Annotated in this window: 19 protein-coding genes and 3 pseudogenes; 15 read left to right on the top strand and 7 right to left on the bottom strand. The window is 51.0% G+C overall.

Annotated elements, in window-relative coordinates:
• The first annotated feature begins 4 nt into the window (after positions 1–4).
• Positions 5–1,147, top strand: a complete 1,143-nt coding sequence (locus tag EDF82_RS01865) for a phytanoyl-CoA dioxygenase family protein (RefSeq protein WP_123753926.1) — start codon at positions 5–7, stop codon at positions 1,145–1,147.
• Between the two features lie 357 nt (positions 1,148–1,504).
• On the top strand, positions 1,505–1,876 hold the full coding sequence (locus EDF82_RS01860; RefSeq protein ID WP_123753925.1) for a VOC family protein: 372 nt from the start codon (positions 1,505–1,507) through the stop codon (positions 1,874–1,876).
• A gap of 193 nt (positions 1,877–2,069) precedes the next feature.
• Here the strand turns inward: EDF82_RS01860 and EDF82_RS01855 are convergent, their stop codons facing one another.
• The 3 genes from EDF82_RS01855 to EDF82_RS01845 are packed head-to-tail and all read right to left on the bottom strand — an operon-like array spanning position 2,070 to position 3,790.
• On the bottom strand, positions 2,070–2,912 hold the full coding sequence (locus tag EDF82_RS01855) for an MBL fold metallo-hydrolase (protein ID WP_123755444.1): 843 nt from the start codon (positions 2,910–2,912) through the stop codon (positions 2,070–2,072).
• Between the two features lie 13 nt (positions 2,913–2,925).
• Positions 2,926–3,252 carry a hypothetical protein gene (locus EDF82_RS01850; RefSeq protein WP_123753924.1) on the bottom strand — a complete coding sequence of 109 codons (327 nt, stop codon included), beginning with the start codon at positions 3,250–3,252 and terminating at the stop codon, positions 2,926–2,928.
• Between the two features lie 7 nt (positions 3,253–3,259).
• A complete protein-coding gene (locus EDF82_RS01845) occupies positions 3,260–3,790 on the bottom strand; it encodes a sugar ABC transporter (RefSeq protein WP_123753923.1) in 531 nt (176 codons plus the stop codon).
• Between the two features lie 165 nt (positions 3,791–3,955).
• Between EDF82_RS01845 and EDF82_RS01840 the strand changes: the two genes are divergently transcribed.
• A complete protein-coding gene (locus EDF82_RS01840; RefSeq protein ID WP_123753922.1) occupies positions 3,956–4,864 on the top strand; it encodes a LysR substrate-binding domain-containing protein in 909 nt (302 codons plus the stop codon).
• A 140-nt stretch (positions 4,865–5,004) separates the two neighbouring features.
• Here the strand turns inward: EDF82_RS01840 and EDF82_RS01835 are convergent, their stop codons facing one another.
• Positions 5,005–6,441 carry a PLP-dependent aminotransferase family protein gene (locus EDF82_RS01835; RefSeq protein ID WP_123753921.1) on the bottom strand — a complete coding sequence of 479 codons (1,437 nt, stop codon included), beginning with the start codon at positions 6,439–6,441 and terminating at the stop codon, positions 5,005–5,007.
• Positions 6,442–6,539: 98 nt separating this feature from the next.
• On the opposite strand from EDF82_RS01835, the gene EDF82_RS01830 reads away from it, so the two are divergent.
• Positions 6,540–7,328: an arylamine N-acetyltransferase gene (locus EDF82_RS01830; protein ID WP_123753920.1), complete on the top strand. Its 789-nt coding sequence runs from the start codon at positions 6,540–6,542 to the stop codon at positions 7,326–7,328.
• 608 nt (positions 7,329–7,936) lie between these two features.
• Here EDF82_RS01830 and EDF82_RS01825 read toward each other — a convergent pair.
• Together EDF82_RS01825 and EDF82_RS01820 are read right to left on the bottom strand one after the other, a co-directional pair.
• Positions 7,937–8,358, bottom strand: a pseudogene (locus EDF82_RS01825) (transposase); the annotation flags it as partial.
• Positions 8,359–8,446: 88 nt separating this feature from the next.
• Positions 8,447–9,025: a LuxR C-terminal-related transcriptional regulator gene (locus EDF82_RS01820; RefSeq protein ID WP_158613260.1), complete on the bottom strand. Its 579-nt coding sequence runs from the start codon at positions 9,023–9,025 to the stop codon at positions 8,447–8,449.
• Between the two features lie 628 nt (positions 9,026–9,653).
• On the opposite strand from EDF82_RS01820, the pseudogene EDF82_RS01815 reads away from it, so the two are divergent.
• From EDF82_RS01815 to EDF82_RS01780, 8 genes and pseudogenes are all read left to right on the top strand, one after another.
• Positions 9,654–10,630 (top strand): annotated as a pseudogene (locus tag EDF82_RS01815) (IS5 family transposase).
• 386 nt (positions 10,631–11,016) lie between these two features.
• Positions 11,017–11,559: a fimbrial protein gene (locus EDF82_RS01810; protein ID WP_123753918.1), complete on the top strand. Its 543-nt coding sequence runs from the start codon at positions 11,017–11,019 to the stop codon at positions 11,557–11,559.
• A 183-nt stretch (positions 11,560–11,742) separates the two neighbouring features.
• On the top strand, positions 11,743–12,381 hold the full coding sequence (locus EDF82_RS01805; RefSeq protein ID WP_227540117.1) for a fimbria/pilus periplasmic chaperone: 639 nt from the start codon (positions 11,743–11,745) through the stop codon (positions 12,379–12,381).
• A gap of 81 nt (positions 12,382–12,462) precedes the next feature.
• Positions 12,463–15,057: a fimbrial biogenesis usher protein gene (locus tag EDF82_RS01800; protein ID WP_123753917.1), complete on the top strand. Its 2,595-nt coding sequence runs from the start codon at positions 12,463–12,465 to the stop codon at positions 15,055–15,057.
• The gene (locus EDF82_RS01795) at positions 15,054–16,085 is read left to right on the top strand and encodes a fimbrial protein (RefSeq protein WP_123753916.1); all 1,032 of its coding nucleotides are present in this window, start codon (positions 15,054–15,056) and stop codon (positions 16,083–16,085) included. Before EDF82_RS01800 ends, EDF82_RS01795 begins: the two co-directional genes overlap by 4 nt.
• A 14-nt stretch (positions 16,086–16,099) precedes the next feature.
• Positions 16,100–16,627, top strand: coding sequence for a fimbrial protein (locus EDF82_RS01790; RefSeq protein WP_123753915.1), 528 nt, complete (start codon positions 16,100–16,102; stop codon positions 16,625–16,627).
• A 10-nt stretch (positions 16,628–16,637) separates the two neighbouring features.
• Positions 16,638–17,168, top strand: coding sequence for a fimbrial protein (locus EDF82_RS01785; RefSeq protein ID WP_123753914.1), 531 nt, complete (start codon positions 16,638–16,640; stop codon positions 17,166–17,168).
• Positions 17,161–17,859: a fimbria/pilus periplasmic chaperone gene (locus EDF82_RS01780; RefSeq protein WP_227540091.1), complete on the top strand. Its 699-nt coding sequence runs from the start codon at positions 17,161–17,163 to the stop codon at positions 17,857–17,859. The genes EDF82_RS01785 and EDF82_RS01780 overlap by 8 nt, the downstream gene beginning before the upstream one ends.
• Positions 17,860–17,907: 48 nt before the next feature.
• On the opposite strand, the gene EDF82_RS01775 is transcribed toward EDF82_RS01780, so the two are convergent.
• Positions 17,908–18,795, bottom strand: coding sequence for a LysR family transcriptional regulator (locus tag EDF82_RS01775; RefSeq protein ID WP_123753912.1), 888 nt, complete (start codon positions 18,793–18,795; stop codon positions 17,908–17,910).
• Between the two features lie 549 nt (positions 18,796–19,344).
• Between EDF82_RS01775 and EDF82_RS01770 the strand changes: the two genes are divergently transcribed.
• From EDF82_RS01770 to EDF82_RS25095, 3 genes and pseudogenes are all read left to right on the top strand, one after another.
• Complete coding sequence (locus EDF82_RS01770; protein WP_123753911.1) at positions 19,345–20,268, top strand: LysR family transcriptional regulator; 924 nt, start codon at positions 19,345–19,347, stop codon at positions 20,266–20,268.
• 24 nt (positions 20,269–20,292) lie between these two features.
• Positions 20,293–21,135 (top strand): LysR family transcriptional regulator, encoded by an 843-nt coding sequence (locus tag EDF82_RS01765; RefSeq protein ID WP_123753910.1) that lies wholly within the window; start codon positions 20,293–20,295, stop codon positions 21,133–21,135.
• Between the two features lie 820 nt (positions 21,136–21,955).
• A pseudogene (locus EDF82_RS25095) lies at positions 21,956–22,159 on the top strand (IS21 family transposase); the annotation flags it as partial.
• Between the last annotated feature and the right edge of the window lie 99 nt (positions 22,160–22,258).

Genomic DNA, 22,258 nt, shown 5'->3' with positions numbered 1-22,258 from the left:
AAAAATGAATACGCCCTATATTAATGACAGCCATATTTCTCTCGATAAGTTCGCCACGCTATGCGCGCAAACCTTGCGTAAGGACGATTTCCCGCTGGCGCGTTCCACCGATAAAAACGTACTGATCTATTATCATGATGATCTGCTTGCAGCAGCCAGAGCAGATCGTCAAACCATGCTGGGTGAACTGCATCGCGCACTGTCAGGCGGGCCAGGCGTATTCGTGGTTCAGGGCTTATACCGCGATGTCTCTGCCATAGACAGCAGCAATAAGGTGTTTGACGATATTCTCGTCAGTGAAGCGGCAGACGGTGGCGGTGGCGATCACTTTGCCAAAGCCGGCAGCAATGGACGTATCTGGAACGCGCTGCAAAAAGTCGCTGAGCGTGATGCCGATGCCTTCGTCGACTACTACAGCAATCCTTTACTGGCCCTGATTTGCGAAGCCTGGGTTGGCCCCGGCTATGAAATCACGGCACAGGTGAATCAGGTCCGCCCTGGCGGCAAAGCGCAACAGCCGCATCGGGATTACCATCTCGGTTTCCAGATTAATGAGGTGGTCGCCCGCTTCCCGTTGCCTCTGCAGATTCTGTCGCAATACCTGACGCTTCAGGGGGCGGTCGCCCATAGCGATATGCCGGTAGAGTCAGGACCGACGCAGCTTTTACCGTGGTCGCAGCAATATGCCGAAGGATATCTGGCATGGCGCGATCCGCGTTTTATTGAATTTTTCCAGCAGCATGCCATTCAGTTGCCACTGAAAAAAGGCGACGGGTTATTCTTCAATCCGGCCCTGTTCCATGCTGCGGGGAATAACGTTACGCAGGACCATGTGCGTACGGCTAATTTGCTGCAGGTCTCATCCGCATTTGGCAAAACAATGGAAAAAGTGAATCACGTCAAAGTCATGGAGGCGATTTATCCCATTTTGCGGAAGAAACCATTAACCGATGAGCAGTTACAAGCGGTTGTGGCAGCAAGCGGTGAAGGCTATTCCTTCCCGACCAATCTTGATACCGATCCGCCGCTGGGTGGTCTGGTGCCAAAAACACAGCAGCAGCTGTTGCTTGAAGCGTTACAACAAGGTTGCACGGCTGAAGAGTTTATTCGGCAACTGGCAAATCACGAGAGCAAGAGAAAAGCATAGCGGCACATCTGTGGCAGGCATGGCGTAATTTCCTCACTTGTGGATTGCGCCAAGCCCTTGCTTCCCTGGATTATCAAATGCGGTGGGCTGGTTTGCAGTGTAGCCGGTTGGAAGAGTATGTTTTTACTTTCGCGCCTCGTTCAAAACCGTCCTGGGCAGCGGTCAGTTAAGTGCCATAAACGGACGTTAATATCGCAACAGATAGTTAGCGCATAAGTATTTTTTACTGCACTTAAAAATTTCATTTCCATTTATGAAAAAAATATCATAATTTTATCAACAACCTGGCACCGCCCAGTTGCTTAGCTACGGCACCGCCCATCGCTATGCTATTGATTAACAACCACGAGGTTGATCATGCCGCATCCCGTTATATTTGGTCGTATAGCAGCCGTAATACCAGTAAAAAACATCAAAATTTCCAGCGAGTTCTACATCAATGGACTGAATTTCAATGCTGTTTTTACAAATGGAGACCCTGTGGGCTTCATGATATTAAAGCGTGAAGACGCTGAGCTACATTTGACTCTGCAACCACACCACAAAGCACCTTCCTTTCCAGTCGCGCACCTTCTTGTAGATGACGCAAATGCATTTTATTCCCAATGTCAGAATATCGGTGCCAAAATTATCAAAGGCCTACAGGATAAAGAATACGGCATTCGGGCATTTGTTTTCGCTGATCCGGATGGAAATCGGATAGACGTTGGACAGATTCTGAGGAAGTAACTAAAGGTAGTATTTGCGCAAATCGGTCGCCAGCAAATGGCGACCGAACTAACAGCGAGCAGGTCAGTGATTCATTACTTCCGCCGATCTTCCGAAGGTTCTTGTCAACTGTGCAGGGGTTTGCGCACAGGATAACAAGTGATCTCCTGCGCCTGCATCAAGGCTTACAGCCCTTTAACCAGTGACAGCCCCGTCAGGCTTTTTCAGAGTAGGAAATGCAGTATCCATTGCCTGTCCTGAGAACGCTGGCAAACCCCGCCTGACCTAAGTGCATGCCCGCAACGATCAGTTTTTCGCTGACGGCTTTTTCCATCATTATCTTTCTTGTTTCCTCAGCCAGAGCTGGATCTGTGTCAAATAAAATAGAAACTGCCGGTTGCGCTGACTGAATATGAGGATAATGGACAATGTCTCCCCATATTAATAAACATTTATCATCCGCATTGATGCGAAAACCGGTATGCCCGGGCGTATGACCCGGTAGCCATACCGGCAGAATACCGTCTGCTATTTTGTCGCCGTTAAAAAAACGCACCTGCCGGGCATAAGCGTCTAAGGTTTGACGGACCAGCCAAAAATTACGTTGCCCGCGCTCATTCGCTATGTTGAGTTTTTCATCATCCTGCCAGTGTTGCGCTTCGAGAGGATGAAGAAGAATTTCCGCGTGTTTAAAAACGGGCTGTTTCTCCGAATCCAGCAGGCCTCCAATATGATCCGGATGACAGTGTGTTAATAAAACAGTATCGACGTCGTCAGGGCTGACACCCACTGCTGCAAGGTTTGCGTTGAGTTGTCCCGCCATGTTGTTCAGCGGGCCTGTGCCTGCATCAACCAGAATAATTCGTCCCTGGCCGCGAATAAGGTAACAGTTTATATGGATATTACCGGGTTCACTGATTCCGGCACTGCATTGAATAACGTGCGCATCAGCTCTTTCAATGCCTGAGAGTAAATCCAGACTGGCTGTCATATTGCCGTCACTCAGCGCTGTTATTTGAAAATCTCCAATTTGACGAAAAGGAAAGGGATGGCTCATCATTACCTCGGGATTAGTTGCGGGCGAACAGGTGTTCGTCCAGGGAGCCAAAACAGCGAATACGAGCCATCAGACCAGAGGCCTGTTGAGTTGCAAAATCCAGTTCTCGCATAAAGTTCTCCATGACTTCATGGGTTCGCAATGTTGTCAGACGATAAAAGAGCTCGGCATAGACCGGTTGACCGCATCCCGGCTTAACGTCGACAAAAATGATATGCACGTTTTTGGGTTCTGCACCGAGAATGTCACAGCAGAGAGCGCTGCATTTATTGGTAAAATCATCAAGGTTTTGAAACTTGTCAGAATGTTTTTCAGAAATATAAAAAGTAAGATTAGGCATGATGTTATCACTTCCCTTCTTCAGAACTCAGCAACTGCGGTGTCAGAGGCTGGTAGAGATGCACACCAGACATATCTGTAAACAGCGAGGCCATCTCCACAGGCAAGACATATGCAATGCGATAGTCAGGGCACTTATCCAGCCCCACCGCCTGCATCTCCAGACTCCGATATCCCAGTTCTGTCTCTACAAAGTCTATTGGCATTGCGCTCAATAGCAGAATTTCATCAGAAGAGATCGCTGGAGCAAGGCTTTCACCTCCGTAGAGGTTACGATGCCAGTCAGTAATGCAACCCTGCCAGCGAGAGAAATTACCACCACCTTTTAAACGGTAATCCTCACTGCTGAGAATATCCGCATCATTAATAGTGTGAATGGCAAGGTAAACAGGACAGCCGGGTTTGACGGCGCGAAAGCGTTGAGAGGTTGTGAAACCAGCAACAGATATCAATGCGGGTAGTTTTTGCTGGCTGTAAAAGGCATTCCATTCTGCTTCGCTTTCAGGGTCGTTATAAGAGCATTCCACGGTATAGAACATCAGCCCATCTCCACATGAGTGATACACGCAAGCAAATACTATTTGCTCAATGATTTTTCATCATGCTACAGGCTGGTTATCCCGCTTAAAAACGATAATATGTCACGAGTCAGTGACATTAAGTCAATGAGAGCATGTTGTAGGCACTGAGTAAGGAACACATTTATGCGCAAAAAAATACCCAGCAGTGCGTCTCTGCATGCTTTTGATGCCGCCGCAAGACACGGTAATTTCGTCCGGGCCGCAGAGGAGTTATCGTTAACGGAAGGGGCGATTAGCCGTCAAATTGCGCGTCTTGAAGCGTTGCTGAACTGTAAACTGTTTGACCGTATGGGAAGCCGGGTAAAGCTTAACCCTGTCGGTGCGCGCTATGCGCATTGCGTGCGTGAAACGCTCGAACGGCTCGAAAGAGATACGCAGTACATCATTGGCATGCCTGAGGGCAGCAGGAGTCTGGATATCGCCGTCCTGCCGACCTTTTCCTGCCGTTGGCTTATTCCCCGCCTGAGCGGCTTTCATTATTTGTTCCCGGACATAACGTTAAATATTGCGGCGAGAACGGATCCGTTCATTTTGCCTGGAAGTGGCTTTGACGCCGTCATTCATTTTGAACATTCCGCATGGGCAGGCATGCGTATGCAATTTCTGTTTCAGGAAAATCTGCTGCCGGTTTGCAATCCCGCACTGCTAACAAATAATGACGTCAATCGACAGTTAAACGAACTTCCGCGTATTCACCGTAGACAGAACCCTGATGCATGGCATCACTATGCCCGGGAATGTGAAATACACCTCGATAATCCGGCTCAGGGTGTGCGCTACGATCTACATGAAATGGCTATCGCTGCGGTCATCGCAGGACAAGGCGTAGCATTGGTTCCACGTATGTATGTCGAGAATGAATTACGTTGCGGTATGCTAGTTTCGCCCTGGCCAGCCTCAGGATGCCTGAGCAAAAAATTCTGTTTAGTAAAACCGACGGAAACGGGGATCAATGAGGCTGCGCTGGAAAGTTTTGAACGCTGGCTGCTTGCTGAAATTAATACTCTCACCAGCCCCAATGCTGAACGATGACATTCCGTCCGCTCCTCGCTGTGAGTTCAACCGATGGATGTGTGGGTGATTCATCGTATGGCGTTTTTCCTGGCCTATAGTAGTGCGGCCCCACAGTCCCATGTTTATATTCTTTAAGTCTGGACTTAGGCAGGCATTCGTTATTTGCGCTGACCTGCCAGTTCATGACAAAGCGCACCGATCTTTTCAACGGCATTGAGCAGCGTGGACGAGGGTTCATTCGCACAATTTAACCGCAGGAAGTTCTGAAACTCAGCCCCTGGAGAAAACAGGAGGCCAGGACTGACACCAATGCCGAGCGCCAACGCGCGACGGTGTACCACCAATGAATTCAGCGGATGCGGGAGTTCTATCCACAACAAGAAACCGGCTGTCGGCACGGTAACACGAGTGCCCTGCGGGAAGCTGGCCTTGACCCGGGCGATAACGGCTTGTACCCCCTCTGAGATCCGGAACTTCAAGCGTCGCAAATGACGCTCGTAATCCCCACTTGCCAGTATATCGCTCGCGGCAGCCTCAAGCAGCGGTGCGCCAGCCCAGTCCCCGGCCATGCGAGCATGCAATACCTGAGTGTGATAGCGTCCTGCCGCAACCCACCCTATTCTCCAGCCTGGGGCAAGGGTTTTGGATAATGAACTGCAGTAGATCACACTCCCGCTCTGGTCGAACGCCTTGCAGGCCGGAGGACGCTGCCCTTCACCGGCCAGATCACCATACACATCGTCCTCGATTAAAGGGATGCCTGCACGTTCAATCAGAGCAACAAGTTGCTGCTTGCGGGTGACGGGCATACTGGCGCCGAGTGGGTTTTGCACCGTGGGCGAAGCCAGCACGGCGGCAGGACGGTGGCGCTGAATAGCTTCATCCAGAGATGCCAGCAACAAGCCTTCAGCAGGATCCGTGGGAATTTGCAATGCCTTGAGGCCTAAGTCCTCAAGCAGCAGGAGCGTACCGAAGTAGGCAGGTTGTTCAATTGCCACTACATCACCAGGCTGACTTACAGCCCGCAGAGCCAGACGCAGTGCCTGCGTCGCTCCAGCCGTGATGACGAGATCATCCGAACCAAAACGGGCTCCCCACTGTGCAGCGCGTACGGCTATATTTCTGCGCAGGTCTGCCCTTCCCGGCGGCAGGCTGTAGCTCTGCCCGTGCGCGTCCAGGCGACGGGTTGCAGTCTGTAGCGCCCGCTGTAGCGTGTTTGTTGGCAACCATATTGGATCGGGCAGCGCTGCACCAAGCGGCACCAGACGGGCTTCTGCGCTACTAAATAGTGAACGGGCTAATGCTGACATTGTCACGGGGACTGGGCCAGGTAAATCCTGGGAAGACGGCATGTTCTGAGATGTGTTTATCTGGCAAACGAAGTAGCCCGAACGCGGACGCGCAACAATCAGGCCCTCGGCCTCGAGACAACGGAGTGCTTCCAGTGCCGTTGGGAGGCTAACCTGCTCTCGTTCGGCCAGTTTACGCGCGGAGATCATCCTGTCGCCGACTCGCAATACACCTGATGCAAGGGTAAGGCGCAGCATTTCAGCAATGCGGCGGTAATGTGGGGACAACAGACGTGGAGCGGACATTGCGAACTGTACAGTCTGATTTTCGATAGATCTGACTATACAAACAATGATGTGGCCCTTCTATAGTGGTGCCGAACCCGCTCAATCAAGGAGGCATTATGCATAGCGATAACTTCGATCTTTCTGCTTATTTCCGTCGCATAAACTACACCGGGCATGCAGCCGCCGATACCGCCACGCTGCACGCGCTCATGCGCCATCAACTCTTTTCGGTACCCTTCGAGAATCTGGATGTACAGGCTGGCAAAGTCGTATCCCTGGTACCCGAAGACATTGCAGATAAACTGCTACACCGAGGCCGTGGTGGATACTGCTATGAGGTTAATGGGCTATTTGCCATGGCACTGGACGCTTTAGGTATTACCTACCGTTTCGTTGCCGCTCGCCCGATGTTCTACCCGGCACGCCGACCTAAAACGCATATGGCATTAATTGCTGAAGTTGATGACCGCCTGTGGCTTTGCGACCTGGGGTTCGGCAGCTATGGCATTCGCGCGCCGCTCGCCATAGACATGACAGATACCGATATCGAACAGGATTTCGACACTTTTCGACTTATCCGTGACGTTAATAACGAGTACCTGCTACAAGCGAAGGTGGAGGGTGCATGGGCTAATCAATACAGTTTTGATCTGTCCCCCCAGGAGTGGATTGATTTCGTCCCAGCCAACTACCTCAATTCCACCCATCCTGATGCCATCTTTGTGCAGAAGTTACTGATCGTGCAGCACGCCCCCGAGGGTCGCCTGATTTTGCTAGGTAATTTGCTGAAGACGATCACCGCAGAGGGTATCGAAACGCAACAACTGACGGAGGACGGTATTGCCCTGGCCCTGGAAAATCGATTTGCCCTGCCTGTACCGCAATCCATCGGGAAGACGGGTTAATCCTGAGTACAGCCTTCCCTCTTTTTAGTCTAATGAAATATACAGAGGGCTGGCTGGCACGCCTGTCGCAGACTCGTCATTCACAAATGAGAGTCCGGATTTAGTTTTATTTCAGTTGCAACACCGATGCTAATTGACCATTCATTGAGCAAGTAATCAATGCCTGCTCTTCGCTCACAGCTCAAAGCTGCCTGTCATGCCTGCTTAAAAAACAGGCTTAGCGTAGGATATTTTCCGTTTTCCAAGCGGACCCCAAATATGATTCTGCGCCTTCGCACAGCATTGTGAGAAAATCAGATTGCGGCATTTTCAGGCATTCTCTTACATCGCTAATCATCATTCTGCTGTTTGTCAGGCGTTGAAACAGTTTGAGATTGTCAGTCATTCTAAAACCCTAGCCTTTCGATGGTGGCTAACGGTTCAAGCTGACCGTGGAATACCGCAGCCGTCAGTCTTTCCGAAGGCGAGGCTATGCCGCGAAAGCGGCTTGAAGGGCACATCTCAAAAGGCGAGTGGACGGCGTAAAATCACAACGACGCCGGACAGGAGCGGAAAAGCCGCCCGTCCCGTGTCCGCCCGGGCGCGGCACACTGGCTCCGGGCAGTGACTATCAGCCAGTCAGCAATGAGGTCATTTTCTTCATTCAGATGAGGCTGATAGCGATAACAGCTTTCGCTGAGAACAAACAACTGGCAGGCAAAACGCACACTGACGTTTCGGTTTCTGACCGCGTCCTGTGCCATCTGCTTTCGACGCGATGGCATCACCACTTTTTTGCCATGGCCTCCTGAATGATTTCGGCTTTGAGCCGTTCTTCAGCATAAATTTTTTTGAGGCGACGGTTTTCGTCTTCCAGCTCTTTCAGACGGGTCATCATGGAGGCATCCATACCGCCAAAGCGAGAACGCCACTTATAGAAACTGGTATTGCTCATACCATGCTCGCGGCACAGTTCGGCCATAGGTGTTCCGGCCTCGGCTTGCTTCAGGATGGACATGATCTGGCTGTCAGTAAAACGTGATTTTTTCATAGAGATCTCCCCGGTTCAGATTACGAGAAAATTCTACTTATAAACACACCGGTTTTTTGGGGGGGATTACCATCACTCAGCTGAAATCTTACTTAACATTCAGGCTATGTAATAATTGAACTAACTCATAATTATTTTGTAAGTTGAATTTACTCTTCATTGTCTGCTTATGGGAATAGACCGTTTTTTTACTTATGTAGAGTCGTTCGGCAATTTGACGTACAGACAGGTTATCAAAGATCAGCTTTACAATCTCTTCCTCCCTGTTCGACAGCTTATAATGCTGGCAGTTACGACATTTATCCTCAACATTCCCTCCCTTATTTTTTTCATTATACCTTAGCGACTGATTTATCTTTCTCGCCACCGAATCTATGTGTTCATTACTTTGGATGATAAGCATATCCTTCATGCAATGCGTCAATCGACTGTATCGAAATTTATTATTCACTACCCCCACTAGTAACCGAGGATAGTGCATCATTAGCTTTGTATTGCAGATAAATCCATCCCCGGGAGCAAGTTGCAGGATCGCAATATCGGCGCTCTGCAACGTATTGACCTCCAGTCTGGATACCGTTTTAATTACCAGTTGCTCCTTGGGATAAAGAGCCCGTAATAGTATCTCGATACCTTTATTAAAGTACTGGTTCTCATGCTTAATCATTACCTTCATCATCAACCTCAGCGGAAAAGTAAAACACAGAATTAACCTTGGTCAGATCATTGTCTATTCACGTAAGCCCCCACTTTTACACCTGTTGAATTATGCTGGTAAAATCGTAACACAATCATTGATTGCCTATCAATTAGATAAAAATACTCTGAACACCAGAAAAATCAGCATGGGATTTTTTTAGCATCTGAATCAATCAGAATAGTCAACCGTAAAACGCTTAAAAAACCATTAACGAACATCATTATATATATCAATACCTTATCCTTCTATATTAAAGTCATAAACTCTGTTGGGCCTAAAAAAATAATAGCGCGATACCTCACCCCGCCAAAAAAACAATCAATTGATTTATCAATATTTTCATGGCAATTTGTTAAAAAATTAAATAAACAAATCAATAAAACCACACTTACCCCCAGTCATTTTTATTACAAAACATATCAATCGGAAATTTTTTTAACTTTATTATTAAAGAAATTAAAATTTATTTGTTTGGTTCAGGGAAATATCTTTGTTGTTGATGTTGAGTTTCCGCCATCAGCTTGACCTGGATCGCAAAAATAAAATCCTATCAAATGCCACGCTTGAAATTTCAATGAAAGTTCGGCCTTGTTGAATCAATCGAACTTTTGCTGAGTTAAAGGATCAGATCACGCATCATCCGGCAACACTGGCCGTCCCATGGCAAAGCAGAAGTTTAAAATCACCAACTGGCGCAACTACAACAAAGCCCTCATCAACCGCGGCTCCGTCACTTTTTGGCTTGATGACGAGGCTATTCAGGCCGGGTATGAGCCCGCTATACACTCATCGCGGGGACGGCCTCAGCACTATTCTGACCTCACCATCACCACCGTCCTTGTCGTTAAACGTGTATACCGCCTGACCCTGCGAGCTGCGCAGGGATTTATTGATTCCATTTTTGCCATGATGGGTGTTCCTCTTCGCTGTCCGGATTAACCAGTGTCAGCAAGCGGACAAAGTCGATTAACGTCAGTTTTAAAACCCCCACCCGGGGTGAGATTGCGCATCTGGTGATTGATTCAACAGGGCTAAAAGTCTTCGGTGAAGGTGAGTGGAAAGTCAAAAAGCACGGCAAAGAGCACCGTCGTATCTGGCGAAAACTGCATCTGACTGTTGATGCGAGTACGCATGAAGTCATCTGCGCGGACCTGTCGCTGAACAACGTCACGGACGCTGAAGCTTTCCCGGGACTTATCCGGCAGACCCACCGAAAAATCAGGTCAGTTGCTGCGGACGGTGCTTACGATACGCGGCGATGTCATGACGAACTGCGTCGCAAGAAAATCAGCGCGCTCATTCCTCCCCGAAAGGGAGCGGGCTACTGGCCTGATGAGTATGCAGACCGCAATCGTGCTATTGCGAATCAACGGCTGAGCGCGGTGGAAATGGACAACAGATTACAACCGTCGGTCGATAGCGGAAACGGCGATGTACAGGGTAAAGCAGTTGTTCGGTGGTTCGCTGACGTTGCGTGACTACGATGGTCAGGTTGCAGAGGCTTTGGCCATGGTGCGTGCGCTGAACAAAATGACGAAGGCAGGCATGCCAGAAAGCGGGCGTATTATCTGACAACTGCAACCGGCTACGAATATGCTTCCAAATCTGATTTATTCAACAAAGCCTGAAAGTTCTATTCTTGCAATCAAAGTGCCGGTATTGATATTTTCCATTTTTCTTAATTACATAATCAACTCATTTTAAATCTACACTCAATCCTTTTATTTCATGTAATTACAATTGATCTAGCAACCACACAGAAGCTATCTGATAATTTCTAATTTGCATAACCTAAGTTGTTTTTCGTAATATCTCCGCTGTAGGTATCAGGCGGAGTTAACTCTTTAAGTCGTTATCATTTACGCCACTACTCTTCTTCTATTAAAGGCTTCTCCGATGCTGTTAATAGAATAAGCCACAACCCGGATGTTAAATCTAATAATATTTAAGGATCTATTATGAAACTGAATGCAATTGTCTACACCACGTTGACTGCCGCCTTATTCGCTGCCGGCGCCGCGCATGCCGCTCCGGTCACCGTTTCTGGCGGGACCATTAATTTCGAAGGTCAGGTTGTTGATGCAGCATGCTCCGTCTCCACTCAATCTGACAACCAGACCATCACCCTGGATCAGGTTCAGGCATCAAAACTGGCCACTGCCGGTCAGGCCGCAGGTCAGCAGCAGCCGTTCAGCATCACGCTGGAAGATTGCGACAGCACCGTAAGCGCCAATGCGGGCGTGACCTTCAGCGGCCAGGCTGACACTGACAATGCAACCGCACTGGCGAACACCGCCGGCGCCGGCGCTGCCAGCAACGTAGCCCTGCAGCTGTATGGCCCGGATGGCGCCGAACTGCCGCTGGGAACCGCTTCTTCAACCGTGACCCTGAATGATGGCCAGAACGTGCTGCCGTTCAGCGTTGACTATGTCGCGACCGGTGATGCCGCCACCGCCGGTAACGTCGCCGCTACCGCCACCTTCAGCGTCAACTATTCCTGATTGATTGCACACCTCCGCGCCGCGCGCGGAGGGTGTTTTGGACTCTGCATACGGAGGGCCAGGAATCAGTAGATAAGCAGCAAAGGGAGAACACCGATGAAGACAGATAAAGATATGAATAACCGAATGACGTTTTGCCAAAAATCGATAGCCACATTCTGTTCCGGCGGCCTGCTGGCACTGATGATGGTCTCCTCCGCCAGCGCAGGCGGTATTGCCCTCGGCGCAACCCGGGTGATTTACCCGCAGGGCGCCAGAGAAGCATCACTATCGCTGACCAATACCTCGACGAAAGATATCTATCTCATTCAGTCATGGGTGGCGAATGCTAACGGTAGCAAATCAGCGGACTTTGTCCTGACGCCGCCGCTGTTCACCATGAAACCGAAAAAAGAGAACACGCTGCGCATTATGTATACCGGGCCGGGGTTGCCCACCGACCGGGAAAGCGTATTTTTTCTCAACAGCAAAGCTATCCCGTCCGTTGATAAGAACAGCCTGAAAGGCAATACGTTGCAGATTGCCACCCAAAGCGTGATCAAATTATTTGTCCGCCCGAAGAACCTGCCATCCACCTCAATGGATGCGCCAAAAAGCCTGACCTGTCGGGTTGAAGGCGGTCGGGTGACGGTAAAAAACCCCTCCCCCTATTACGTCAGCCTGGTGCAGTTGTATGTCGGCGGGCAGAAATTACCTAACTCAATGGTTTCGCCGAAAGGCTCGCTGACGGTAGATGTCCCGGGGCATAAAAACGGCGCGGTGAGTTTTCAGACGGTCAATGACTACGGCGCAAATACGGCAAAACAGTCCTGTGGCGCTTGATACCCCTCAGAACAACAGCAAGGAAAGTTAACGCCTTAAGGTATCACCCGCGAGCGGCGATGTCGGGAAGAAAGGGACCATATGTCAGTGCGAAATAAATATTATAAGATAGCGCCTTTGGCTATTACGATCGCAATAGCTTCTGCTCGCGGATACGCTGACGAATACTTTAACCCGGCGTTCTTATCCGACAACCCCGCTGCCGTCGCTGATTTATCCCGTTTTGAAGGGGGCACTCAGGCCCCCGGGATTTATCGCGTTGATATCTATCTGAACGAGACTTTTCAGGGCCGAAAGGATACCCAGTTCCTTGCCAGCAAAACCCTTCCCTCTGCCAGCGCAGATGACACCGGCCTGACGCCCTGTCTGACGTCGGCAATGCTCACCGCCATGGGAGTTAACACCGCAGGTAAGCCTGAGCTGGCGCAGGCCGACCCGGAAGCCTGCCTGGATATTACGACGGCCATTGAAGGGGCCACTACCCGGTTTAGCTTTGAGCAGCTGCGCCTGGATATCAGCGTCCCGCAGGCAATGATGAACAATTCCGCCCGCGGATATATCCCACCGTCCCAGTGGGATGAAGGGATTAACGCCCTGATGCTGAACTATAACTTTACCGGGTCAGACAGCGACGACCGCCACAGTGGTTCCAGCAGCAACTATTTTCTCGGTCTCAATAGCGGTCTGAATCTCGGCCCGTGGCGTCTGCGCGATTATTCCACCTGGAGCTACAACAACAGCGGCAAGCACAGTCGCAGCGACTGGCAGCATATTAATACCTGGCTTGAGCGGGCGATCGTTCCATTACGCAGCGAACTGGCGATCGGCGACAGCACCACGCCGTCCGACGTTTTCGATAGCCTTGCTTTTCGCGGCGTACAGCTGGCTTCCGATGACAATATGCTGCCGGATAGCCTGCGCGGCTTCGCCCCGACCATTCGCGGTATCGCCCGCAGTCATGCCCAGGTGACAGTCCGCCAGAACGGCTACACCATCTATCAAAGCTACGTCCCGCCCGGCGCGTTTGAAATCAACGACCTGTTCCCGACATCGTCCAGCGGCGACCTGGTCGTGGAGGTGAAAGAGAGCGATGGCAGCATTAACGTCTATACGGTCCCCTACGCCTCGGTGCCGGTGCTGCAACGTGAAGGGCGTATCAAATATGCCCTCACCGCCGGGAAATATCGCAGCAGCTCGGACCAGCAGAATGACATCAACTTTGCTCAGTCGACGCTGATCTGGGGCCTGCCGGCTGGCTTTACCGCCTACGGAGGGACGCAGTTGGCGGATGACTATAACGCCTTCGCCCTCGGCATGGGCGTGAACATCGGCTCATTCGGCGCCTTATCGCTGGATGTGACTCAGGCCAACAGCACCCTGGCAGATGAGAGTAAGCACAGCGGTACGTCGCTGCGCTTTTTATACGGCAAATCGCTTAACAGTACCGGCACCAACTTCCAGCTGATTGGCTATCGCTACTCGACCGAAGGGTTTTATACCCTTGAAGAGAGCGCCTGGAAACGCATGAGCGGCTATGTGCGCACATCCCAGCAGGACGAGAGGCAGAACGCCTCGTCCGTGACCGATTATTACAACCTGGGTAACAACAAGCGCGACAAAGTCCAGCTCAATATCTCGCAGCAGCTGGGCAGCAGCGGCTCGATTTATATTAACGGCAGCCGTCAGAGCTACTGGCGGACCGGCGAAGTCAACACGCTCCTGCAGACTGGCTACAGCGGCAATCTGTACGGCGTCTCCTGGACGCTCAACTACAGCTATAACAAAATCCCCGGACGGCACGAGGCGGATAATCGCCTCGCGCTGGGGATCTCCATTCCGCTGAGCCAGTGGCTGGCGCCGGCGGGAGATATCACCCGGCAGCAGCATAACGCATACGCCACCTATAACATCAGCAACGATACCCGCGGCCACACCACGCAAAATGCCGGCCTGAGCGGAACATTACTGGACGATGACAACCTCAATTACACCATCCAGCAGGGCTACCAGAACCAGGGCGGCGGCGCCAGCGGTTCCGTCGGCGTCAATTACGATGGTGCATGGGGTAGCGCCAGCGCAGGCTACAACTACAGCGATAACGGCGACTATCAGCAGGTCAACTACGGGCTAAATGGCTCCATTGTCGCCCACCGTAACGGCGTGACCTTCTCCCAACCGCTGGGCGAAACCAATGTGCTGATCGCCGCCCCCGGCGCCGCCGATGTCAAAGTGGAGGGCAACGCTGGACTGCGTACCGACTGGCGAGGCTACGCCGTGGTGCCCTATGCCACCACCTATCGCCGTAACCGTATGGAGCTGGATACCACTTCGCTGCCGGATAACGTCGACCTGGAAGATACCGTGGTCAGCGTCGTTCCCACCCGCGGCGCGCTGGTGCGCGCTGAGTTCGCCGCCCACGTTGGCGCCCGCGTCCTGCTGACGCTGACCCATAACGGTAAAGCCGTGCCGTTTGGCGCCATGGTCAGCGCCGCGGAAGGAAACAGCAGCATCGTCGGCGATGACGGGCAGGTTTATCTCTCCGGCCTGCCGCTGGAGGGCAAGCTGACGGTACGCTGGGGGGACGGCGCCGCGCGGCAGTGCGTTGCGACCTACACCTTGCCGGATGATGCCGCCAGTAACGCCATCAACAAATTAACGCGAGTGTGTCTGTCATGAATCGTTACTCTGTCATAAATCGCTGCCTGCTGGCGCTGCTTATGCTGCTGGCAGGCAGGGCCTGGGCCTATACCTACACCTGTGAACCGAAAAGCGGCACCCCTACTAATCTGGCCGGCGATTTTGGCACCGTCACCATCAGCGACCCCACCCAGAATACCGCGGGTCAGACCTTTGATGCGGCGGCGAGCTGGAATACCGGCAAAAAAATTCCGGTCAGATGCGATACGCCAAATTCCGCATCAGGGCGCCGTTTTACTGCAACATCCCCCTTGCCGGTCAGCTCAAATGACGGCACCCGTACCTGGTACCGGGTTAATGAGTATCTTGATACGGCCATCAAGATCAATGCAAATGGTCTGCGCTATATTCCTTTCAAAAATCTCTACACGGCAAGCGGCAACGATTCTAATGGCGGGACGCAAATGAGCGCCGGCTCTTCCGGGGTTATCGATCTGAAAATCGTGCGGCCGTTTGTCGGCACCACCTCGTTTGACAATATCCATGTCGCCGACGTGTTCCTGTCACATAAAAGCGGTGTTTACAGCCCGAACCCGATTGCCGAAGTCTATTTAAACGGCATCATCTCGGTACCGCAAAACTGCACCGTTAACGCTGGCACCATTATCAGTGTCGATCTGGGAACGGTCTATGCCTCAGACTTTAAGGCGCCAGGAGAGAAGCCGGCCAACTACACGCCGAAATCGTTCAGCTTTCCGATCCAGTGTAACTATGGCGCTTCGCTGGCCAACCTGACCCTGCGCGTTGACGGCACCGCTTCTGCGGACAACAGTAACGCCCTGCAGTCCAATAACCCGGATGTCGGTGTGATCGTCACCGACGACAGCGGCACTATCCTGGCCCCCAACAACCTCAACAGCGCGTTGCCGTTACAGCTCAACCAGGTTGATGAAGATAATTACTCGACCACGGTGACGCTGGAGGCCTATCCGGTAAATACCACCGGAAAGCCGCCTGCCGAGGGCACCTTCACCACTCTCGCGCTGCTGCGCGTCGACTTTGCCTGAGGAAGAACGGGAAGATGAAACGCAAATACCTCTGTCCCCTCCCTCTGGCCGGGCTATTCGCACTGACGGCAAGCGCCAGCGCTGCAACCTATAACCTGCAGATGACCGGGATTATTCTCTCCCGCACCTGCGAAGTGGAGAGTAAAACGCAGACGGTGAATATCGGCCAGTTTGCCGCCCGCGATTTTAGCGCCGCCGGTAGCGTCAGCGCGGCAAAAGCCTTTAATATCAAGCTGACCGGCTGCGGCTCCGCCGCCACCGGCGCCCTGCTCAGTTTTTCCGGCGCCAGCGACGGAAATAATCCATCCCTGCTGGCGCTTTCTGATACCGCCGCCGCGGGCGGCATGGCCAGCGGCATCGGCGTTGAAATCCTCGACAGCAAACAGCAGACGCTGGCGATAAACAGTCCCTCACCGCCCTTCTATGCCCTGGAGCCCGGCGATAATACGCTCTCCTTTTACCTGCGCTATAAATCCACTCAGGATGTGGTCACCGCAGGCAACGCTACGGCGGTGATGTATTTTGATTTGCAGTACCAATAAGGAGTGACTGATGACGCGCCCCCTTTTGAGCCATTGCGCCGCGCTATCCCTGTTCGCCCTGTCGGCAGCCCACGGCGCCGGACACGACGGTACGGTCAACATTACCGGCACCATTGTCGATAAGACCTGTGCCGTGTCGGCGGACTCAACCACTCTGCTGGTGAAGTTTGGCGACGTCAGCAGTAAGACCTTTGCCCGTGCCGGGGATGGCACCCGCTACGAGCCTTTTACCATAAATCTGGAGAAGTGCGGGGCCGGCGCCAGCAATGTCACGGTGACCTTTAGCGGTAACGCCGATGATCATAATCCCGACCTGCTCGCTCTGACGCCTGGCGTGGGGGTAGCCACCGGCATGGCGATCGCGCTCTACGACCGTGAGAAAAACCTGATCCCCCTCGACCAGCCCGGCGGTGGTACCGACCTGATCCCGAACCAGGCCAGCGTGGCGCTGATATTTTATGCCCGCTACCTGGCCAACGGCGAGACGGTCTCTTCCGGCCCGGCCAATGCATCGGCCACCTTTATGCTCAATTATGCGTAATCTTATCCTTATCCTTATCCTGTGCTGCCTTTGCTGCAGCGTCTGTGTGCAGGCGGGTGTGGTCATCGGCGGCACCCGCGTGGTGTATGGCGCGAAGCAAAGCAGCGTCACGGTGCCTTTGCGTAACAACAGCCCTTTTACCTGGCTGATTAACAGTAAGATCTCGGCGGGGGGTACCTGGGCGGGCAGTACGCCTACGTCAGCAAACGCGCCGTTTGTGATAACGCCTCCGCTGTTTGCTCTTAAAGCCGGGCGAGACAGCACGCTGCGTCTTATTTATACCGGCGCCGATCTGCCGCGCGATCGCGAAAGTCTGTTTACCCTGAGTATCGCGACCATCCCTTCCGGGCAGGCCAACGACCACAGCGTGCAGATTGCCGTGCGTTCGCAGCTGAAGCTCTTTTATCGCCCGGCGGGATTGCAAGGTTCGGCGCAGAACGCCTATCGGCAACTGCGCTGGTCAAGGACCGGTCATCAACTACTGATTGAGAACCCAACCCCCTACTACGTGACGATTTCCAGCCTGCAGGTGAATGGTCAGGAGAGACGCAACGCGGGCATGGTGGCGCCGTTCAGCCAGCGCAAAATCAGCGGCTGCCAACCGGCAACGCCATGCGCCATTCGCTGGCAAGGGATTAATGACTATGGTCGGGTGATGCCGCAACAGCGTCGCGATATCGTTGCCCGATAACATCGACAGCACGCGGTGAGCGCGCTGCGTGGCGCCTGGCAGATAGTGTTACAGCGAATGCTGAATTCTTTCAATAACCCGTTGAAATGTCAGATCGTTGGCAAAAGCCTGGTGATAATGCAGGTAGCATTCATAGGTCATATGCAAATCGTCCGGCAGGCTGAAGATCCTGACCGGCAGCACCGCCTCCAGCTTACGACCAATGCGTACCGGCATGCGGCTAATCGCATTGGTATAGGCGCAAAGCAGCGTAACATTCAACGAGCTACTCGAAACCCATACCTTGTTTTGCCGATCGAACAGGTTGCGGAAGTCGAGGGTCTGGGCAATGTCCTCGCTGATAAAATGCATCCCGTGCGACCATAAAACATGGCCATTCTCATGCCAGTCTTTGGTGGTAAATTTTTCGTTAATCGTCGGATGGTCTTTGCGCGCAATCATGCCAACTTCGGAGGAAAACAGTTTCACCTGAACGATCGCACTATCCACCGGCAGCCGGGAGCCAATATCAATATCGACTTCTTTATTTCGCAGTCCTGCCAGACGCTGCGTATCGTCACCAACGGTAGAGACAAAACTCAGATCCGCCTCTTTTGGCGCAGATTTCCCCCACGCCAACGCCAGCAAAAACTCCACCAAAGAATAGGTACTGACAATAAAGGCCCTGTTAAGTGCCGATGACGCGGACTCCTCGGGAAAATAGTCGGCCATCATGCTTTGATAGCGCTGACTGAGTTCAGTCGCCAGCGTATTCGGCTTCATCCCTTCCCGGGTGCGGAAAAAAAGCGCTGAACCGGTGGTTTTCCGCGCTTTATTGATGAGGTAGGTCACCGCACCGGGGGTGACCTGTAACATCTCCGCCGCTTTCGTCACGCTGCCAGCCGTACTCAACGTATGGATGGCTCTGAGTATTTTGATATCCAGTTCTAAGCTCATGTCACCTCGCTCCTCGACAGGCCGGTGAGCCGTATTTTTGCGCCACTTCTCCCCTCCTCGCCCCACATAAATTTAAACCGCCAGCCAGGCCTTTTCAACTCGCTATTAACGAACACATCAGGTTAGCGATAATCTAGCCATAGTAGCAGTAAATGGGCTGAACATTTGATTTTGCGGATAAAAGAGCGACGCCGCCATTTGATCGCCTCATGCTCGCCTCGCTATCGGCTGAAAAAATTTAATTTTAAATTCCGAATCTGGCGACAGAATCAGGACCCCGATTGCCGATATATTGTATTTTAGTATTTTCTATTTCACTTTTTAAACAAACTAAATAAAGGCCAAAACCACAAACAAAACAATGGATTAAGATTTTTCTTAAAAGCACAATTCTACAGTACCGTTATCCAGATTTTTTTATGTATTGTTTGACATCCCTTTTCACACTACATTTCATGCAGGATAGTTCTTATTTATCATACGTTATTTCACACCTCGCCCTGTGAGTATATTTACCCGGCAACCGAGATCTTCATGGAGTATTAAAGCATGCCACAGACAATCGAACTAAAATTACTAAAAATCATCAATACTCTGGTTGTTTGTGGCAGCGTGAAAACGACAGCAAAGTTACTTAACTTAAGCCCTGCGGCGATCAGCTACTCGTTAAAGAAACTCCGCAACATTACCGGGGAACACCTTTTCATTCGCACCCGTAGCGGAATGAAACCCAACGCTACGGCCTATGAACTCAGCCAGAGATATCAAAAGTATTTTGCCTCTGATTTTGAAGAACAGGCACCAGAAAATCATCAGGACGAAAAGAAGCTAACGATTATGACCTACTCCCCGGTAGAGATGCTGCTATCAGAATCGATCGCCGGATTAAGCCAAAATTCGCATAAGTATCGCTATGTCTATTTGCCTTATACAATCAATGTTAATGCGCGACTGGACAATCTGGTGCATCAGAATGCCTATATTGATATCGGTGCCGAACTCCCACAGGATAAGGCATTTAGTAAAGTAAAATTATTTACTTCGGACATTTCGATCCTAGCCAGCATCAATAACACCACCATTCCAGAAAACTTAACCTGTGAAGATTTATATCATCTCAAGCATGCGGTCTGGTCCTCCCTTGGGGATTACTATTGTGAAAATATGCAGATTTCCAGCGCTGTGAAGAAATATGTTCAGGAACGCAAAGTGGCGATTGTCTCTGGCAGCATTATTAATATGGTAGAATTCTGCTCACGCAGCGATTGTATCATGCTGATCCCCGATGTTTTCATTCCTATGCTGATCAATGCCTTTCCGGTTAAGCGTCTTGAACTTCCTGCGCAACTAATAATGAAGCATGATTGCTATATGCACTTTAATAATAAAATTACCGACAATCCCGTGATGACCCGTTTGATTGATGACATTATCAACTCCGTCAAATCAACCTTTACCGCTCAGGCAACTTAGTTTCACCCTCTGAAAGGAATAAAAATGAATAAAATAAACCTGCAAAAATTAAAGATCGTCAACGCGGTTATTGAGTGCGAGAGTGCCAGCAAAGCAGCAACCCAGCTGAATATTTCGCCTTCAGCAATTAGCTACACTATCAAAAGTCTAAGGAAATATCTAGGCGCTGATATTTTTATCCGCACCAGGTCGGGCTTAAAGCCGGATGATACCGCGTGGGCCCTGCAGGAACGCTATCGTGAGATCGTGGCGCTCAATACCAGCAGAAAAGAATTTATCATTGCCACCTATTCATTAATTGAACTTTTACTGGCAGATTCGCTGCACAATATGGAAGACGGGACGTTATTTCACTTTATTACCATGGATACCTGCGAGAACGAACGTTTAAGTAAACTGAAGCAACGAGAAGTCGATATTGATATTGGTGGAAAGCTGCCGGACGATATCTCTATTATATCTAAAAAATATCTTCAATCTGACACCACCATTCTGGTCAGTGAAAACCACTCGTCGATTCATGACAAATTTACCCTCACCGGCTGGCATGAGAATACCCATCTACGTTGGCGCCGGGATTTAGGCAGTATTACCAGCATGATTAACGGGATGGATCCTACGGATGCGCTTATTCTCAAGCGAAAAATTTCCTGGGAAAGTCCTAATTTACTGACGATGGCCTATCTGTGCGCCAACAGTGATTCAATCATGATTATTCCGCAAGTTTTCGTTGCACCGCTGCAGAACGTCTTTCCGTTAAAGTCCTTTGCGCCACCGGCGGGGCTGGAGATGCAATTTGAATGCTATATCCACTATCATCGTTCCTTAAAAATGGAGCTGGACAATCTGGATTTAAAATTTATTTAAATAAAAGCCACCCGTCGCGCTGAGGACGGCGGTTTCTTGCAGCGGCGACAGCCTCCGCCGCCCACATTTTACATAGACCCCGACACAATTCTTCATCTCCAGGTGGACGATGGCCGCAATGATACAAAGACTCGCCTTTCCACCAGTTGGAGCAGCTGCGTTATCAGTACTGGCGCAAGTGTTAACTCCAGCGATATGAACCAGTTCTCGTTCAGGCACTTCTGTCGCAACCTGCTGTTGAACGATTCCACCTTGGTATTATCCGTGTGTGCAAAAACTGTTAATTCAAACGGTAGTCCGTTATCTATTTTCAGTCGTTTCTGTAACGGGCACCTCAGCGCAATAGTGTTCAGCATCTCAGCCCCTTCTGCAGACCGCAGGTTCTGGCCCACGCAGATCCCCAGACACTCACGCGTGTAGAGGCCAATGACAGTCAGTAGGCGGAGCCGGCGACTGTCAAACAACACATCAGAGACAAAATCCATGTGCCAGACGTGGTTCGGCCAGAGTCCCTTAGGCTGTGGTTGCCGTTTCAGTGCGGATTTATTGCGGTGTGAGCGTTTAAGCCGAAGCGACAGCCCATGTTTACGGTAGAGCCAATAAATACGCTTATCGTCTGATCAGTCAATATCTGCAAAATCGCGGCTGAATCGATCACTTATTCGCATCGTGTCCGAACACGTTTTCGCATGGCGACCGATCACCGATTCGCGTTCGCCGATCATCCCGGGAATTAATTCTTTCTAACACGGTCTTTCATTGCTGGTTTTTTATCCCAGTGGAGACATCGATGTCTAAAAAGAGAAAATCCCGGAGTTCTATGGAAACGTGTTTTAAAATCTTACAGCTTAAGTTCGGCCAGAAGTTGACTCACCGTTGTATCGCACTGACGTTGAATATCAGTCCATCGATGGTCTTTGAAGTCATCTCCCGTTTTAACTCAACATTACTGGCGTGGCCGTTACCTGAGTCAGTGACACCTGATGCTCTCGAAAAGCTTATCTTCCCACCCAAAGACGCCTCCCATACGGGTTCTGATGTAAGTATCCCAGCAAAACGAACCATCAACTTTTAGGGAGTCTCTAGCATTCCAACTGACCTGCTCCCCGTTGATTAACACACC

The sequence above is a fragment of the Klebsiella sp. BIGb0399 genome (assembly GCF_003752615.1).
GTDB classification, from domain to species: Bacteria; Pseudomonadota; Gammaproteobacteria; order Enterobacterales; family Enterobacteriaceae; genus Klebsiella; species Klebsiella lignicola.
The sequence above is the reverse complement of the archived record's forward strand: the minus strand, read 5'-3'. Positions and strand labels throughout refer to the sequence as shown.

Coding starts and splice junctions, on each gene's coding strand:
- EDF82_RS01820 (WP_158613260.1), bottom strand. CDS start 9,025: ATGATTAAGCATGAGAACCAGTACTTTAATAAAGGTATCGAGATACTA.
- EDF82_RS01780 (WP_227540091.1), top strand. CDS start 17,161: ATGCGTAATCTTATCCTTATCCTTATCCTGTGCTGCCTTTGCTGCAGC.
- EDF82_RS01840 (WP_123753922.1), top strand. CDS start 3,956: ATGCGCAAAAAAATACCCAGCAGTGCGTCTCTGCATGCTTTTGATGCC.
- EDF82_RS01775 (WP_123753912.1), bottom strand. CDS start 18,795: ATGAGCTTAGAACTGGATATCAAAATACTCAGAGCCATCCATACGTTG.
- EDF82_RS01785 (WP_123753914.1), top strand. CDS start 16,638: ATGACGCGCCCCCTTTTGAGCCATTGCGCCGCGCTATCCCTGTTCGCC.
- EDF82_RS01860 (WP_123753925.1), top strand. CDS start 1,505: ATGCCGCATCCCGTTATATTTGGTCGTATAGCAGCCGTAATACCAGTA.
- EDF82_RS01795 (WP_123753916.1), top strand. CDS start 15,054: ATGAATCGTTACTCTGTCATAAATCGCTGCCTGCTGGCGCTGCTTATG.
- EDF82_RS01805 (WP_227540117.1), top strand. CDS start 11,743: ATGATGGTCTCCTCCGCCAGCGCAGGCGGTATTGCCCTCGGCGCAACC.
- EDF82_RS01845 (WP_123753923.1), bottom strand. CDS start 3,790: ATGTTCTATACCGTGGAATGCTCTTATAACGACCCTGAAAGCGAAGCA.
- EDF82_RS01765 (WP_123753910.1), top strand. CDS start 20,293: ATGAATAAAATAAACCTGCAAAAATTAAAGATCGTCAACGCGGTTATT.
- EDF82_RS01830 (WP_123753920.1), top strand. CDS start 6,540: ATGCATAGCGATAACTTCGATCTTTCTGCTTATTTCCGTCGCATAAAC.
- EDF82_RS01770 (WP_123753911.1), top strand. CDS start 19,345: ATGCCACAGACAATCGAACTAAAATTACTAAAAATCATCAATACTCTG.
- EDF82_RS01790 (WP_123753915.1), top strand. CDS start 16,100: ATGAAACGCAAATACCTCTGTCCCCTCCCTCTGGCCGGGCTATTCGCA.
- EDF82_RS01800 (WP_123753917.1), top strand. CDS start 12,463: ATGTCAGTGCGAAATAAATATTATAAGATAGCGCCTTTGGCTATTACG.
- EDF82_RS01865 (WP_123753926.1), top strand. CDS start 5: ATGAATACGCCCTATATTAATGACAGCCATATTTCTCTCGATAAGTTC.
- EDF82_RS01855 (WP_123755444.1), bottom strand. CDS start 2,912: ATGAGCCATCCCTTTCCTTTTCGTCAAATTGGAGATTTTCAAATAACA.
- EDF82_RS01850 (WP_123753924.1), bottom strand. CDS start 3,252: ATGCCTAATCTTACTTTTTATATTTCTGAAAAACATTCTGACAAGTTT.
- EDF82_RS01835 (WP_123753921.1), bottom strand. CDS start 6,441: ATGTCCGCTCCACGTCTGTTGTCCCCACATTACCGCCGCATTGCTGAA.
- EDF82_RS01810 (WP_123753918.1), top strand. CDS start 11,017: ATGAAACTGAATGCAATTGTCTACACCACGTTGACTGCCGCCTTATTC.